The sequence below is a fragment of the Methylopila henanensis genome (genome assembly GCF_042681025.1).
Taxonomy (GTDB): Bacteria; Pseudomonadota; Alphaproteobacteria; order Rhizobiales; family Methylopilaceae; genus Methylopila; species Methylopila henanensis.
Map to the genome: position 1 here is coordinate 26,143 of NZ_JBHUER010000006.1, position 15,476 is coordinate 41,618.

The window sequence follows — 15,476 nt, forward strand, 5'->3', positions numbered from 1 at the left end:
CAGTCTGAAAGCCACGGGCAAGACGGCGCGACGCTTGCTCCCAAGCCTCCGGGCCAGCGCGGTCCGAACGTCGGACCTCGCGTCGACCTTTCCGGCTGTGCGGCGTCCGAAACGTCGGACGTCGCAGAAGCGCCCTGCGATCCTGCCCCATGGCGTCCGGGGCCCGATGGCCTCCCGGATCCCTTTGCTTGCATGGCGCCGGCGCCCCATTGCGCCGACGGCCTTGTCTTACGATTGGGCCGCGGATCGGACCGCAGCCTCTGCGCCTACAGCGCCGTCATGCCCGCCTTCGCGGGCGTCCACGACTTCGCCTCCGGCGCTCCACGCTCAAGTCGTGGATGCCCGGCCGAAGGGCCGGGCATGACGGCCGCGGTTCTGCGCGGCCGTCGAAGCGAAGCGTCAGCGGCGGATGCCGAGACGCTCGATCAGGCTCTGGTAGCGAGCGACGTCCTTGGACTTCACATAGTCCAGCAGCGAGCGGCGCGCGCTCACCATCTTCAGAAGGCCGCGGCGGGAATGGTTGTCCTTGGCGTGGCTCTTGAAGTGGCCGGTCAGGTTGGCGATGCGCTCGGTGAGCACGGCGACCTGCACTTCCGGCGAACCGGTGTCGCCGGGCTTGGTGGCGTACTGCGCCACGATTTCTTTCTTGCGTTCAGCGGTGATCGACATCGGGGTCTCTCTGGTTCGATCAACTGTCGGATCCCGGCCGGACGTCACGCCCGGTCGAGGTGGAAAATGCGTCGGGGATGGAGTTCGCCGCGTTCGATCTCGGCGAGCGCGATCAACGCGCCGCCGGCCGTCACGGAGACAGAGCCCTGATAGGTCGGGGCATCCCGTCCGCGCAGCAGCACGGGCTGCCCGTTGAGCAGCCGTGCCGCCTCCGCCTGACTGACGGCGAGCGCCGGGATGTCGTCCAGCGCCGTCTCAACCGGAAGGAGGCATTCCGCGAGCTCCTGCTCGCCGCCGGCACCCTGTCGCAAACGCTCCAGTTCGTCCAGCGAAATCGCGTCTTCCTCGGTGAAGCCGCCGACGGCCGTCCGCCGCAGCGCCGTCACATGGCCCCGCGTTCCGAGCGCCCGTCCCATGTCGCGGGCGAGCGCGCGCACATAGGCGCCCTTGCCGGTCTCCGCCTCGAACACCGCCTTGTCGGCGTCCGCCTCGATCAGGTCGAGCCGGTGCACCTCGATCGTGCGCGCCGCGAGCTCCACCTCCTCGCCGTCGCGGGCGAGGTCGTAGGCGCGCTGGCCGTCGATCTTGATCGCGGAGAACTGGGGCGGAACCTGCTCGATCACGCCGCGGAACGACGGCAGCAGCGCGAGGATCGCCTCGCGCGACGGCCGCGCGTCGGAGGTCGCGACCGTCTCGCCCTCGGTGTCGTCGGTGTTGGTCTCGCCCCCCCACGTCACCTCGAATCGGTAGATCTTCCGCCCGTCCATGACGAAGGGCACCGTCTTGGTGGCCTCGCCGAAGGCGATTGGCAGGATGCCGGAAGCGAGCGGGTCGAGCGTGCCGGCGTGGCCCGCCTTCTTCGCCTGGAAGATCCAGCGCGACTTCGACACCGCATGTGTGGAGGTGACGCCCACCGGCTTGTCGAGCACCAGCCAGCCGGAGATGTCGAGGCCCTTCTTGCGGCGGCTCATCGGTCGTCGCCCTCGGACCCGCCGTCGGCGTCGAGATCGCGGGAAACCTCCGGCGAGCGCAGCAGCGCGTCGATGCGGGCGCCTTCGGCGAAGCTCTCGTCCTCGCGGAAGCGGATGTCCGGCGCGGACTTCAGCGCGAGGCGGCTCACCACCAGCATGCGGATCTGCTTGCGGTTGGCCTCGAGCGCCTTCAGCACCTTGGCCACGTCCTTGCCGCCGAGCGGCATGACATAGGCGGTGGCGAGCTTGAGGTCCGGCGTCATGCGGACCTCGGGCACGGTGATGACGTGCTTCTCCAGCACGGGGTCCATCACCTCGCCGCGCTGGAGCACGTCGGCCAGCGCATGGCGCACGAGCTCGCCCACGCGAAGCATGCGCTGCGACGGGGCTTTGGAGCCCTGGGAAGAACGGGACACTTTAATCTCCAGAGTGGGCGCGTTGCGCCACAAAACACGGGCGCGGCTCACGCGGACATGGTTATCGACGGCCGCCTTGGCGCCGGAGCTTTTTGGCGGATCGACCAAGAACAAGAACGAGGGCAGCTCCACCGAGAAGCACAAGCGAAGCCAACGGCTCGCAGCCCTCCCGTAACTCGGCATGAGCGACTTGGTCGCTGGTGAAGAAATTCCAGAACCAGAGTTGACCGAAGACGAGGAGAAGGACGCTTGCGACATAGCTCGGCCATAGCCAGCCCAGGCCAGCCGCCGCCAACGCGCCCAGAACGGTAAACCCTGTGGCGAAGCCGAGCGCCCATGGCGCTCCCAAGCTCTTGTCGCAGACTTCAGCCGCAACAGGCGACGCCGCCAAGCAGAAGGAAACGGTCGCCACAAGCGACGTCGCCAAATAATGGCGTGAAGGTGAATTCGGCCCGCGGCCGATGACGTGAGACATTCTTCCTCGTGCGCCTATGCGGCGGCCGGATGGGCCGGCTACGCCGTCAGGGCCGGGATCGGACCGGCCGTGAGCGGATAAACGAACGACCCGCGGCGTGAGCCGCGGGTCGCAAACGGTTCGAACGTCGGACGCGCTTAGAGCGTGCGCTTCACTTCCGTGACGCGGTAGCACTCGATCACGTCGCCGGCGCGCATGTCCTGGTAGTTCTCGAACGACATGCCGCATTCGGTGCCGGCGCGGATTTCCTGGACGTCGTCCTTGAAGCGCTTGAGCGTCGCGAGCTTGCCCTCGTGGATGACGACGTTGTCGCGGATGAGGCGCACGCTCGCGCCCTTCTGCACCACGCCCTCGGTGACGAGGCAGCCGGCGATCTTGCCGACCTTGGACACCGCGAAGATCTCGCGGATCTCGGCGTTGCCGAGGAAGTCCTCGCGCCGCTCCGGCGACAGCATCCCGGACATGGTGGACTTAATGTCGTCCACCAGATCGTAGATGATGTTGTAGTAGCGGATCTCGGTGCCGGTGCGGTCGGCGGCGTCGCGCGCCTCCTTCAGCGCGCGGACGTTGAAGCCGAGCACCGCCGCCTTGGAGGCCGCCGCGAGGATCACGTCGCTCTCGGTCACGCCGCCGGCGCCGGAGAGCAGCACGCGCACCCCGACCTCGTCGTTGCCGACCTTCTCGAGCGCCTGCACGATCGCCTCGACCGAGCCCTGCACGTCGCCCTTGATCACGAGCGGCAGCTCCTTGCGGCCCGCCGTCTTGATCTGCGACATCATCTCCTCGAGACCGGAGACGCGCACCGTGGCGCGCGCGGCCGCCTGCTCGCGCTTCTGGCGCGTGCGGTAGTCGGCGATCTCGCGGGCGCGGGCCTCGTTCTCGACCACCGCGAGACGGTCGCCCGCCTCCGGCGCGCCGTTGAAGCCGAGGATCTCGACCGGCGTGGACGGACCCGCCTCGGGAACCGTAGCGCCCTGATCGTCGATCAGGGCGCGCACGCGGCCCCATTCCGAGCCGGCGACGACGATGTCGCTCTGCTTCAGCGTGCCGCGCTGGACCAGCACGGTTGCGACCGGACCGCGGCCGCGGTCGAGCTTGGCCTCGATCACGATGCCCTCGGCCGGACGGTCCGGATTGGCCTTGAGATCGAGGATTTCGGACTGCAGCTGGATGACCTCGAGCAGCTTGTCGAGGTTGAGCCTCTCCTTGGCCGAAACCTCGACCTCGAGCGTCTCGCCGCCCAGCGACTCGACCTGGATCTCGTACTGCAGCAGTTCGCTGCGCACCTTGTCCGGCTTGGCGTCCGGCTTGTCGATCTTGTTGATCGCCACGATGATCGGAACGCCGGCCGCGCGGGCGTGGTTGATGGCCTCCGCCGTCTGCGGCATGACGCCGTCGTCGGCGGCCACCACCAGCACCACGATGTCGGTCGCGCGCGCGCCGCGCTGGCGCATCGCGGTGAACGCGGCGTGGCCCGGCGTGTCGATGAAGGTGATCTTGCCGCCGAGCGGCGAGGTCACCTGATAGGCGCCGATGTGCTGGGTGATGCCGCCGGCCTCGCCCTTCACCACAGCGGTGTGGCGGATGGCGTCGAGCAGCGACGTCTTGCCGTGGTCGACATGGCCCATGATGGTGACCACCGGCGGACGCGGCAGAGCCTCGCCCTCCACGTCGGCGACGTCGAACAGGCCTTCCTCGACGTCGGACTCGGCGACCCGCTTGACGGTGTGGCCGAGCTCCTCCGCGATGAGCTGCGCGGTGTCGGCGTCGATCAGCTCGTTGATCTTCTTCATGACGCCCTGCTTCATCAGCAGGCGCACCACGTCGACCGCGCGCTCCGACATGCGGTTCGCGAGTTCCTGAACGGTGATCGTCTCGGGAATAACCACTTCGCGGGCCAGCTTCTCCTTGGGCTCCTGATGCCCCTTGCCCGACATGCGCTGGACGCGGCGACGGTAGGAGGCGACGGAGCGGGTGCGGTCCTCGCCGGTCGCGCCCGTGGCGGTCGCGATGGTGAGGCGGCCGCGCTCCTTCGTCGGAGCGGCCTTGGTGCGCTCGGGCTTCGCCGGAACGGCGGGACGCGACGGCGCGGCGCCCAGGCGGCGCGGCGCGGCGCGCGCGGGCTCCTCGGATTCCGGCGCGCTGGTCGGGCGACGCATGCCGGGCGCGGCCGACGACGGCGCGCTCGGACGGCGCGGCGCGGACGACGGGGACGACGGAGCGGAGCTCGGAGCGGACGACGACGGCGCGGGCGACGCGGAAGCCGCCGCGGCCGCCTCCTCGCCGAGACGCTTCGACGCCTCGGCCTCGGCGCGACGCTTGGCCTCGTCCTCCTGCTGGCGGCGGGCGTCTTCCTCGCGCTTGCGGGCTTCGGCGGCGAGGCGCTCGCGCTCCTCGTTCGCTTCCCGGATGATGCGCGCGCGCGCCTCTTCCTCGGCCTTCTTGCGGTCTTCGGCCTCGCGGACGCGGGCGCCGGCGAGCGCCTGGGCGCGGGCGCCCATCTCGTCGGAGGTCAGCGTACGCAGCACCATGCCGGAGCCGGGACGGGCGCCGACGTTCGGGCGCGCCGGCTGGGCTGGGCGCTGGGGCGCGGCGGGAGCCGCAGGCGGCGTCGGACGGGGAGCCGCGGGCGGGGCGCTCGCGGCGGGCGCAGGCTTCGCCTCGCCGGGCCCGACCACCCGACGCTTGACCTTCTCGACCACCACGGCGTTCGTGCGTCCGTGGCTGAAGCTCTGGCGCACGACGCCGGACTCCGCCGGACGCTTCAGGCTCAGCGTCTTCGGCGAGGCGGTCAGCGTCTTGTCACCCGTATTCTTCGTATCCGTCATGCCCTGTCCGTTCCTGCGGGCTCGCCCGCGCCTCGTCTCGTCGGCCCCGCAGCGTCTGCGGGGTCGGGCCCTTCGCCGTTCACGCCTCTGTAGCGCACGAGCGCGTCGCATCGTGCGAGGAAGGCGGCGCTGACCGGGCCTGCGAGCAGCGCTGCATGTACCACATTCGACCGCCCCAACGCCAAGTCCAATTGGGCGGAGCGGAACGTTCTTACGACCCTGACCTCGGACGCCTTTCCGTGGCGCGCGAGGGCCTGGCCCAGCTTGCGGACGCCGTCGGCGCCCCCGTCCTCGGCCTCGACGAGGGCGATGACGGGCTCGTCGCGGAGCGCCGCCTCGACCTTCGCGAAGCCGCAGATCACCCGGCCCGCCTTCTGGGCGAAGCCGAGCATCGCGAGCGCATGGCGCTCCATCAGCTCATCCACCCGCTCGGGAAGAGCGGGATCGACCGTCGCGGGCTCCTTGAAGCCGCGCGCGATCGCCTTGCGTTTCACCGCGAGGCGCACCGCCTCCGCGGTCGCCGTGACCCAGACGCCGCGGCCCGGAAGCTCGCGCTTCAGGTCCGGCGTCACCGCCCCGTCCGGCGCCCGGACGAAGCGGATGAGGTCGTCGGCCGGCAGCGCCCGGCGCGTCGCGACGCAGGTGCGCTCCGGCGCCTTGCGATCGTCCTCACGCTCCGCCACCGACGACGCCGTCAGACCCGCGCGGGTTCCGAAGCGGCGTCCTCGTCCTCCACGGCGGCCTCAGGCTGCGCGAGGTCGGCCTCGTCGATCCAGCCGGCCTTCACGCGGGCCTGCATGATCATCGCCTCGGCCTCGTCGCGCGACACGTCGAAGCCGTCGAGCGCGCCGGCCTCGCGGCGCGGCTCGGGGCCCGAGCGGTCGATCCAGCCGATCAGGTCGTCGGTCGCGCAGCCCGCGAGATCCTCGACCGTCTTGATGTCGTTCTCGCCGAAGGCCACCAGCATCGCGGTGGTGACGCCCGGAACCTCCTTGAGTGCGTCCTCAACGCCGAGCTCGACGCGCTTGGCGTCGTGCTCCGCCTCAATGCGGGCGAGGTAGTCCTGCGCGCGGCGCTGGATCTCGGTCGCGGTGTCCTCGTCGAAGCCCTCGATCGTGGACAGCTCCGAGAGCTCCACATAGGCGATCTCCTCGACCGAGGTGAAGCCTTCCGCCGCCAGCAACTGGCCGAGCGTCTCGTCGACGTCGAGCGCGTTCATGAACTCCTGCGTGCGGCTCAGGAACTCCTTCTGCCGCCGCTCGCTCTCCTCGGCCTCCGTCAGGATGTCGATGTCCCAGCCGGTGAGCTGCGAGGCGAGGCGGACGTTCTGGCCGCGGCGGCCGATCGCGAGCGAGAGCTGGTCGTCGGGGACGACCACCTCGATCTTGTTGGTGTCCTCGTCGAGCACGACCTTGACGACCTCGGCCGGCTGCAGCGCGTTGACGATGAAAGTGGCGTTGTCGAACGACCAGGGGATGATGTCGATCTTCTCGCCCTGAAGCTCCTGCACCACCGCCTGCACGCGCGAGCCGCGCATGCCGACGCAGGCGCCGACAGGGTCGATCGAGCTGTCGCGCGAGATCACGGCGATCTTGGCGCGCGAGCCCGGATCGCGGGCGACCGCCTTCACCTCGATGACGCCGTCGTAGATTTCCGGCACTTCCTGGGCGAACAGCTTCGCCATGAACTGCGGATGGGTGCGCGACAGGAAGATCTGCGGCCCGCGCGGCTCGCGGCGGACGTCGTAGACATAGGCGCGGACGCGGTCGCCGGGGCGGAACAGCTCGCGCGGCAGCAGCTCGTCGCGGCGCACGATCGCCTCGCCGCGGCCGAGATCGACGATCACGTTGCCGTATTCGACGCGCTTCACCAGACCGTTGACGATGTCGCCGATGCGGTCCTTGTACTCCTGGTACTGGCGGTCGCGCTCGGCGTCGCGCACCTTCTGCACGATCACCTGCTTGGCGGACTGCGCGGCGATGCGGCCGAAATCGAACGGCGGCAGCGTGTCGGCGATGTAGTCGCCGGGCTGCGCGGCCGGGTTGCGCTTGCGCGCGTCCTCGACGGCGATCTCGATGTTGTCGTTCTCGACCTGGTCGACCACGAGCATCAGGCGCGACAGCCGGATGTCGCCCGACTTCGGGTTGATCTCGGCGCGGATCTCGGTCTCCTGGCCGTAGCGCGAGCGCGCGGCCTTCTGGATCGCGTCCTCCATCGCCTCGAGCACGATGCCCTTGTCGATCACCTTCTCGCGGGCGACGGCTTCCGCGATCTGCAGAAGCTCGAGCCGGTTGGCGCTGACCGCCATTGACGTCACCTCCGTCCCTTCGGGCCGGCCTTCGGGCCGCTCCCTTTCGTGGTTCCACCCCAGCGCCGGGCCGGCTTCCCGCCCGTCGCCGCGACGTCCTGCTCCGGCGACGGCGCGCCGTCGTCGGTCTGTTCGATGTCCTCGTCGGCGTCCTCGGGCGCGCGGCCGGCGGCCTTGGCCCGGCGCAGCGCCTCGCGGATCAGCTCGTCGGTGAGGATCAGCCGCGCCTCACCGACGTCGGCGATCGGCAGCCGGACCCGAGCCGGCTCGTCCTTGCCGGCGTCGTCGCGGCGCAGGATCGCGTCCGTCCCCTCGACGCCCTCGAGCACGCCCTTGAAGCGCTTGCGGCCCTCGACCGGGACCTCCATCTCGACCTTGGCGAGATGGCCGGCCCAGCGCGCGAAGTCCGACACCCTGACCAGCGGCCGGTCGATGCCCGGCGACGACAGTTCGAGATGGTAGGCGCGGTCGATCGGATCCTCGACGTCGAGCACCGGCGAGATCGCCTTGGACGCGACCTCGCAGTCCTCGACCGTGAAGGTGCCGTCGGCGCGCTCCGCCATGATCTGCAGCGTGTAGCCGTCGCGGCCGGACGACTTCACCCGCACGACCCGGAAGCCGAGGTCGATCAGCGTCGGCCCGACGATCGCCGCCACGCGCGCGTCGACGCCGCTCTCGGTCACGAGGCGGGGTTCGTCGAGGGGGCTGTCGATCTCGGTCGCGATGCCGTCGGCCATTGATACCTGAAAACTTTAAGCGGGCATGGAGCGGGCCCCGTAGGGACCCACCTCGAAGGGCTCATCGAGCCAGTCGACGATGTCATTGGATGCAAGGGATATACGCGCCTCGCCGCGGAACCGCAAGGTCGCGGCCGCGCCGGGCCGATCTTTGACCCGCCGGACGCCGCCGCGCTAGACCCGGTCGCGTCGCCGCCAGCCCGAGGTCTCCCTTATGCCCGACGTCCGCTCGATCTGCGCCATCGGCCTTCGCGGCCAGATGGGCCTCAACGGCGTGCTGCCGTGGGAGGGCGACCCCCGCGCGCCCTTCGTCGAGGACGTCGCCCGCTTCTTCGACATCACCCGCGGCCATGTGCTCGTCGCGGGCCGCAAGACCATCGAGGCCATACCGGAGTTCGCGCGCGGCGACCGCACGCTGTTCGTCACCGACCGCACGATGGACCCGCGCGAGGTGCTGGCCCGCTTTCCCGACCGGGTGGTCTATGTCGGCGGCGGCCCGGTCGCCTGGGGCGCCTACGCGCCGTACATCCGGCACTGGGACATCAACCGCCTGCCCTATGACGGGCCGGCCGACCGCTGGTTCGACCCGGCCTGGCTGCTGGCCGGCGGCGCGGTTCTCTAGCGGCGGCGATCGCCGGCGAGCCCGCGCCGACACCTCCGCCGTCATGCCCGCGCCCTCTTCCGCACGTCCTGACGCTCTGGGTCCCGGCTCAAGGCCGGGACAAGAAGAGCGATCGCGACGCCGGCAGTTATAGGATTATTTTCTTGACATTCCGCGTGTCCTGAGCCACGCTTTTCCCGCCTCCTCCCAACCATGGAGGCGTCGGCGGGCCGTCCGCCGGCGCGGGAGGGGGGCGGAGCCTGCGCCAGGGGGGACCGGCTTCCCTGTCCCGGGAACCTGTTCGAGGGACGGATCGCGAATGGTCCGTCGGCAACACGTCAAACCCCCGGCACTACGACCGGGGCGTGGCCAGAGCGTCTCGACTTGCCGAAAACCGTGCGCGGGGCGCCGCAGCGTCCCTCACTCAATCCAAAGCATCGACGTTGCGGCGTTCCCGCGCCTCCATCCGTCCGATACTCACCCCGTCCCGACCACACGCCCCGACAGACACGCTTCCGCCCCTCGCGGAACGCGTTTCCGCGCGGGGGAGCCTTAAGCCGTGGACGCCTGCGATGGCTGAGCCCTGGCGGCGAGAGCGGGCGCGGCGCGCGAGTCGACCAATGGCGCACGCGCGTGTTGCGCGTCGGCGCTATTCTCTCGCGGGCGGTTTCGCGGTAAGGATTGAGGCGAAGCTTCGCGCGAGGAGCACCCGAAAGCCACGTGACCGACACGTCCGAATGACAGCCAGCCCGCCCAAACTGTTCGTGAAGTCCTACGGCTGTCAGATGAACGTCTACGACGCCGAGCGCATGGCCGACGCCCTTGCGCCGCAGGGCTATGTCGCGGCGGGATCGGCCGAGGACGCCGACCTCATCATCCTGAACACCTGCCACATCCGCGAGAAGGCGGCCGAAAAGGTCTATTCGGAGCTCGGCCGCATCCGGAAGATGAAGCAGGAGACCGGCCGCAGCCCGAAGGTCGCGGTCGCCGGCTGCGTCGCGCAGGCCGAAGGCGCCGAGATCCTGAAGCGCGCGCCGGTGGTCGACCTCGTGGTCGGCCCCCAGAGCTACCACCGCCTGCCCGAGCTGCTGCGCGAGGCCGCTGAGGGTCGCCGGCCCGTCGACACCGAATTCGCAGTCGAGGACAAGTTCGACCGTCTGGCCGCGCCCGCCCCCAAGGCGATCCGCGGCCGCGGCGTCACCGCCTTCGTCACCGTGCAGGAAGGCTGCGACAAGTTCTGCACCTTCTGCGTGGTGCCCTACACCCGCGGCGCGGAAAGCTCGCGCCCCGTCTCGCAGATCGTCGCCGAGACCGAGCGGCTGGTCGCGGCCGGCGTGCGCGAGGTGACGCTGCTCGGCCAGAACGTCGACGCCTATCACGGCGAAGGGCCGGACGGGCGGTCCTGGTCGCTCGCCCGGCTGATGTACGAGCTCGCCGAGATCGAGGGCCTCGCCCGGCTGCGCTACACCACCAGCCACCCGCGCGACATGGACGACGAGCTCATCGCCGCCCACCGCGATCTGGCGAAGCTGATGCCCTACCTGCACCTGCCGGTGCAGTCCGGCTCCGACCGGGTGCTCGCGGCCATGAACCGCAAGCACACCGCCGACGAGTACCTCCGGCTGATCGGGCGCATCCGCGCCGCCCGGCCGGACCTCGCGCTGTCCGGCGACTTCATCGTCGGCTTCCCCGGCGAGACCGACGCCGACTTCGAGGCGACGCTCGCGATCGCCCGCGAGGCCGGCTACGCCAGCGCCTTCACCTTCAAGTACAGCCCGCGTCCGGGCACGCCCGCGGCCGACATGGACGGCCAGGTCCCCGAGCCGGTCAAGGACGAGCGGCTGCGGCGGCTGCAGGCGCTGATCGCCGCGCAGCAGGCGGAGTTCGCCCGCTCGCTGGTCGGCCGCCGGATCGACGTGCTGCTCGACCGACCCGGCCGCCACCCGGGACAGCTCGCCGGCCGCTCGCCTTACCTCCAGCCGGTTCAGATCGTCGCGCCGGGCGCGGCGATCGGGGACGTGGTCAGCGCCGTCGTCACCGACGTCGGCGCCAACAGCCTGTTCGCCGCTCTGCGGACCCCCGCGGAACGGGCGGATGACCTACCTTTCAATCCGGAGGCGGCCGCTTGAGCGCGGAAACGACGGTGCGCGGGTTCGACCCGCTGAAGAACGTGACCTCCGCCCCCCGCAAGCCCGGCGCGCTCCGCCAGGACGCGGCCCCGGCCGACGTGACCATCGCCTTCGACGACAACCGCCACGCCTCCAGCCTGTTCGGCAGCCACGACCAGAACCTCGCCTTTCTCGAGCGGCGGCTCGGCGTCGAGGCCACGGTGCGCGGCAACCATGTCGCGCTGCGCGGCCCGGCGGAGGCCTGCGCCCAGGCCCGCAAGGTGCTCGAAGGCCTCTACGACCGGGTCAGGCGCGGCGAGGCCGTCGCGCTCGGCGACGTGGACGGCGCCATCCGCATGGCGGCGAGCCAGGGCCAGCTTTTCCCGACCGACGGCACCGCGGGGCCCCGCCCCGGCTTCGCGCAGGTCGGCACGCGCAAGAAGACCATCGTCGCCCGCACCGCGGCGCAGGACGCCTACATCCGCTCGCTCGGCAAGCACGAACTGGTGTTCGCCACCGGCCCGGCCGGCACCGGCAAGACCTACATCGCCGTCGCCTGGGCCGCCGCGCTGATCGAGCGCGGCGAGGCCGACCGCATCATCCTGTCCCGTCCGGCGGTCGAGGCCGGCGAGCGCCTCGGCTTCCTGCCCGGCGACATGAAGGACAAGGTCGACCCCTATCTGCGCCCGCTCTACGACGCGCTCTACGACGTGATGCCGGCCGAGAAGGTCGAGCGCGGCATCACGTCCGGCGTGATCGAGATCGCGCCGCTCGCCTTCATGCGCGGCCGCACGCTGACGAACGCCGTCGTGCTGCTCGACGAGGCGCAGAACACCTCGTCGATGCAGATGAAGATGTTCCTCACGCGCCTCGGCGAGAACAGCCGCATGATCATCACCGGCGACCCGACCCAGATCGATCTTCCGCCCGGCCAGGTCTCGGGCCTCGCGGAGGCGGTCGGGCTGCTCGAGCATGTCGAGGGCATCGGCGTGACGCGCTTCAGCTCCGCCGACGTCGTCCGCCACGAGCTCGTCGCCCGGATCGTCCGCGCCTACGAGGGCGCGCACAACACGCCGGAGGTTTGACGCGAGATGAACCCGGACCGAACTAGGCGCTCTACGCGCCCTCACGCGCCTTGCGCGGGGGAGCCGCGGACGTGAGCGCCGACCGATCTCCCCCCGTCGCGCTCGAAACCGTGCGCGACAGCGAACTCTGGGCCGCCCTGCCCGACGCCGAGGCGACCGTCGCCCGCGCGGTGGCGGCCGCCTTCGACGAGGCCGGGCTCGAAGCCCGCCCGGACGCCGAACTCGCCGTGACGCTCGCCGACGACGCGCGGGTGCGGGCGCTCAACGCCGAATGGCGCGAGAAGGACAAGCCCACCAACGTCCTGACCTTCCCGGCCTTCGAGCCGGACGAGATGGCCGACGCGCCCATGCTGGGCGACGTGGTGCTCGCCTTCGAGACCGTCGCCGCGGAGGCGCGCGACGAGGGCAAGCCGCTCGCCGACCACGTCTCGCATCTCGTCGTCCACGGCGTGCTGCACCTGTTCGGCTACGACCACATCGACGACCACGAGGCCGAGGAGATGGAGGCGCTTGAGACGCGCGCCCTCGCCCGGCTCGGCGTCGCCGACCCCTACGCCGACCTCCCCTTGGCGCCTGAACCGCTTCTCCAACGGCCATGACCATGAACGCCCCCGCTTCATCGCCCCGCGACCGCGCCCATCACGGGCAGGACGGCGAGGCCCGTCAGGACAACTGGATCGAGCGATTGCGCTCCTTCGTCGGGCTGGGCGCCGCGCCCACGCTGAGACAGGAGTTTTCGGAAGCGCTCGAGACCGGCGACGAGGCCGACCTGTCGATCAGCGCGCTGGAGCGCGTGCTGCTGCGCAACGTGCTCGCGCTCAAGGACACGCGGGTTGACGACGTCATGGTGCCCCGCACCGACATCGACGCCGTCTCCGAGGACATGAACTTCGCGGAGCTGCTGGCCACCTTCCAGGAGGCCGGCCATTCCCGGCTCCCGGTCCACCGCGGCTCGCTCGACGAGCCCGCGGGCATGGTGCACGTCAAGGACGCGCTGGCTCTGATCGCCCGGGCCGCCGCGGACGGCGGCTTCGACGCCGGCGGCGTCGACTTCAAGGCGCGCATCGCCGATCTCGACCTCGTGCGTCCGGTGATCTACGCGCCGCCCTCGATGCCGGTCTCCGATCTGCTGACGCGCATGCAGTCGCTGCACATCCACCTCGCGCTGGTGGTCGACGAATATGGCGGGGTCGACGGACTGGTCTCGATCGAGGACCTCGTGGAGACCATCGTCGGCGACATCGAGGACGAGCACGACGACGCCGAGGAGGCCCGCATCGCCCCCGACGGCGCCGGCGGCTTCGTCGCCGACGCCCGCGCCTCGCTCGACGACGTCGTCGAGGCGGTCGGAACGGATTTCGACGTCTCCGCCTATTCCGACGACGTCGACACCATCGGCGGGCTGATCGTCACCCTCGCGGGCCGTGTGCCGGCGCAGGGCGACGTGGTGCAGGGCCCGGGCGGCCGCCGGCTGGAGGTTCTCGAGGCCGACCCGCGGCGGGTGGTGTCGGTGCGGATCGCCCCGCCGGCGCCCAGGCGCGAGGACGCCGAATCGGATACGCCGGGAGGCGCCGCCGACGCGGCCTGACGCCGCCGCCCCGGCGCCCACCGGAACACCGCCATGACGCGACGCATCGAGACCCTCGCGGCGGCCGCCGGATCGATCATGCTGGCCTCGGGCTGGCGCAGGGCCCTGATCGCCTTCGCGGCCGGCGCGGCGTCGGCGCTGGCGATGCCGCCCTTCTCGCTCTGGCCGGTCCTCGCGCTCACCTTTCCCGTCGCGGTCTGGCTGATCGACGGAGCCGCAGGCGCGACGAAGGGCCGGACGCTGCTCTCCGCCGCCGGAGCCGGCTGGTGCTTCGGCTTCGGCTACTTCCTCGCCGGCCTGTGGTGGATCGGCTCCGCCTTCCTCGTCGACGCCGACGTGTTCGGCTGGCTCCTGCCCTTCGCGGTCGCCGGCCTGCCGGCCGGGCTCGCGCTGTTCCACGCGCTCGGCTTCGCGCTCGCCCGGGCGCTCTGGAGCGGAACCCCCGCCCGCGTGCTGGCCTTCGCGGCCGCGCTCGGCCTCGCCGAGACCGCGCGCGGCCATATCTTGACCGGCTTTCCCTGGAACGCCTTCGGCTACGCGCTCGCGGACCAGGCTTGGCTCGGCCAGTTCGCGTCCGTCGTCGGCGTCGAGGGACTGACCTTCCTCGCGCTGGCGATCTTCGCCGCGCCCGCGGCGCTCGCCGACGCGCGGCCGGCGAAGCGCGGCGTCGCGTTCGCCGTCGCGGCGCTCGCCGCGCTCGCCGTCTTCGGCGGCGTCCGCCTCGGCCTCGCGGAGACCGGCTTCGACACCCGCGTCTCCGTGCGCGCGATCCAGCCCGAGATCCCGCAGGACATGAAGTCCCAGGACGCCGCGCGCGACACCATCATGGACGCCTATGTCGCGCTGTCCGACGAGGCGCGCGGTCCCGACCGGCGCGGCTTCGCCGACGCCAACCTGCTGGTCTGGCCCGAATCCGCCTTCCCGTTCCTGCTGTCCCGCACGCCGGAGGCGCTGGCGCGGATCGCGCAGAGCCTCGAACCCGGCGCGACGCTCGTCACCGGCGCGGTCCGCGGCGAGCGCGCCGCCGACGGCTCGGGCGCTACGTTCTGGAACGCCGTACATCTCGTCGGCGACGACGGCGCGATCGACGACACCTACGACAAGCTCCACCTCGTTCCGTTCGGAGAGTACCTGCCGTTCCAGAGCCTGCTCGAGGCGATCGGACTGGAGCAGCTCACCCGGCTGCAAGGCGGCTTCGCGTCCGGAACGCGGGCGAACCTGATCACCCTGCCCCAGGGGCCGCGCTTCCGGCCGCTGATCTGCTACGAAGCGATCTTTCCCTGGGAGATCACGCCGGGAGATCGGCCCGATTTCCTGCTGAACGTCACCAACGACGCATGGTTCGGCCGCACGCCCGGGCCCTACCAGCACGCCGCCCAGGCCCGCGTCCGCGCCGTGGAGCAAGGTCTTCCGCTCGTCCGCTCCGCTAACGGCGGTATCTCGATGGTGGTCGACGCGTATGGGCGCACAATTTCTTCGCTTCCGCTGGGCGAACGGGGCGTGGTCGACGCGCAGCTGCCCCTTCCGATAGGTTCAACCGCCTATTACTCTACCTCAGGTTTGTTGTTTCTCATCTTTCCCGTTCTTTTCGTGCTGGTTGCGATACGGGCGCGCCGCCGCGTTTGACATTAGAAACGCGAAGTGGCCAATTTCCGCAGCGCCAGATGGCGTCGAGAAGCCGAACGCTCGT

Annotated in this window: 13 protein-coding genes; 6 read left to right on the forward strand and 7 right to left on the reverse strand. The window is 70.7% G+C overall.

Annotated elements, in window-relative coordinates; all coding sequences use genetic code 11:
* Nucleotides 1-399 precede the first annotated feature (399 nt).
* From rpsO to rimP, 7 genes are all read right to left on the reverse strand, one after another.
* Nucleotides 400-669, reverse strand: a complete 270-nt coding sequence (rpsO, locus tag ACFSCV_RS09205) for a 30S ribosomal protein S15 (RefSeq protein ID WP_378799160.1) — start codon at nt 667-669, stop codon at nt 400-402.
* A 44-nt stretch (nt 670-713) separates the two neighbouring features.
* Nucleotides 714-1,640 (reverse strand): tRNA pseudouridine(55) synthase TruB, encoded by a 927-nt coding sequence (gene truB, locus ACFSCV_RS09210; protein WP_378799162.1) that lies wholly within the window; start codon nt 1,638-1,640, stop codon nt 714-716.
* The gene (rbfA, locus tag ACFSCV_RS09215) at nt 1,637-2,014 is read right to left on the reverse strand and encodes a 30S ribosome-binding factor RbfA (RefSeq protein ID WP_378799321.1); all 378 of its coding nucleotides are present in this window, start codon (nt 2,012-2,014) and stop codon (nt 1,637-1,639) included. Before rbfA ends, truB begins: the two co-directional genes overlap by 4 nt.
* A 654-nt stretch (nt 2,015-2,668) precedes the next feature.
* Nucleotides 2,669-5,359, reverse strand: a complete 2,691-nt coding sequence (gene infB, locus ACFSCV_RS09220; protein ID WP_378799164.1) for a translation initiation factor IF-2 — start codon at nt 5,357-5,359, stop codon at nt 2,669-2,671.
* On the reverse strand, nt 5,356-6,042 hold the full coding sequence (locus ACFSCV_RS09225) for an RNA-binding protein (RefSeq protein ID WP_378799166.1): 687 nt from the start codon (nt 6,040-6,042) through the stop codon (nt 5,356-5,358). Before ACFSCV_RS09225 ends, infB begins: the two co-directional genes overlap by 4 nt.
* Before the next feature lie 11 nt (nt 6,043-6,053).
* Nucleotides 6,054-7,667, reverse strand: a complete 1,614-nt coding sequence (gene nusA / locus ACFSCV_RS09230; protein WP_378799168.1) for a transcription termination factor NusA — start codon at nt 7,665-7,667, stop codon at nt 6,054-6,056.
* Between the two features lie 5 nt (nt 7,668-7,672).
* Nucleotides 7,673-8,404 (reverse strand): ribosome maturation factor RimP, encoded by a 732-nt coding sequence (gene rimP / locus ACFSCV_RS09235; protein ID WP_378799170.1) that lies wholly within the window; start codon nt 8,402-8,404, stop codon nt 7,673-7,675.
* Between the two features lie 214 nt (nt 8,405-8,618).
* Between rimP and ACFSCV_RS09240 the strand changes: the two genes are divergently transcribed.
* From ACFSCV_RS09240 to lnt, 6 genes are all read left to right on the forward strand, one after another.
* On the forward strand, nt 8,619-9,026 hold the full coding sequence (locus ACFSCV_RS09240) for a dihydrofolate reductase family protein (RefSeq protein WP_378799172.1): 408 nt from the start codon (nt 8,619-8,621) through the stop codon (nt 9,024-9,026).
* A 716-nt stretch (nt 9,027-9,742) separates the two neighbouring features.
* Nucleotides 9,743-11,134, forward strand: a complete 1,392-nt coding sequence (miaB, locus tag ACFSCV_RS09245) for a tRNA (N6-isopentenyl adenosine(37)-C2)-methylthiotransferase MiaB (protein WP_378799174.1) — start codon at nt 9,743-9,745, stop codon at nt 11,132-11,134.
* Nucleotides 11,131-12,198: a PhoH family protein gene (locus ACFSCV_RS09250; protein WP_378799176.1), complete on the forward strand. Its 1,068-nt coding sequence runs from the start codon at nt 11,131-11,133 to the stop codon at nt 12,196-12,198. The genes miaB and ACFSCV_RS09250 overlap by 4 nt, the downstream gene beginning before the upstream one ends.
* A gap of 71 nt (nt 12,199-12,269) precedes the next feature.
* Complete coding sequence (gene ybeY, locus ACFSCV_RS09255; protein ID WP_378799177.1) at nt 12,270-12,797, forward strand: rRNA maturation RNase YbeY; 528 nt, start codon at nt 12,270-12,272, stop codon at nt 12,795-12,797.
* Between the two features lie 2 nt (nt 12,798-12,799).
* Nucleotides 12,800-13,786, forward strand: coding sequence for a hemolysin family protein (locus ACFSCV_RS09260; protein ID WP_378799179.1), 987 nt, complete (start codon nt 12,800-12,802; stop codon nt 13,784-13,786).
* Nucleotides 13,787-13,819: 33 nt separating this feature from the next.
* Complete coding sequence (gene lnt / locus ACFSCV_RS09265) at nt 13,820-15,412, forward strand: apolipoprotein N-acyltransferase (RefSeq protein WP_378799181.1); 1,593 nt, start codon at nt 13,820-13,822, stop codon at nt 15,410-15,412.
* Nucleotides 15,413-15,476: the final 64 nt, after the last annotated feature.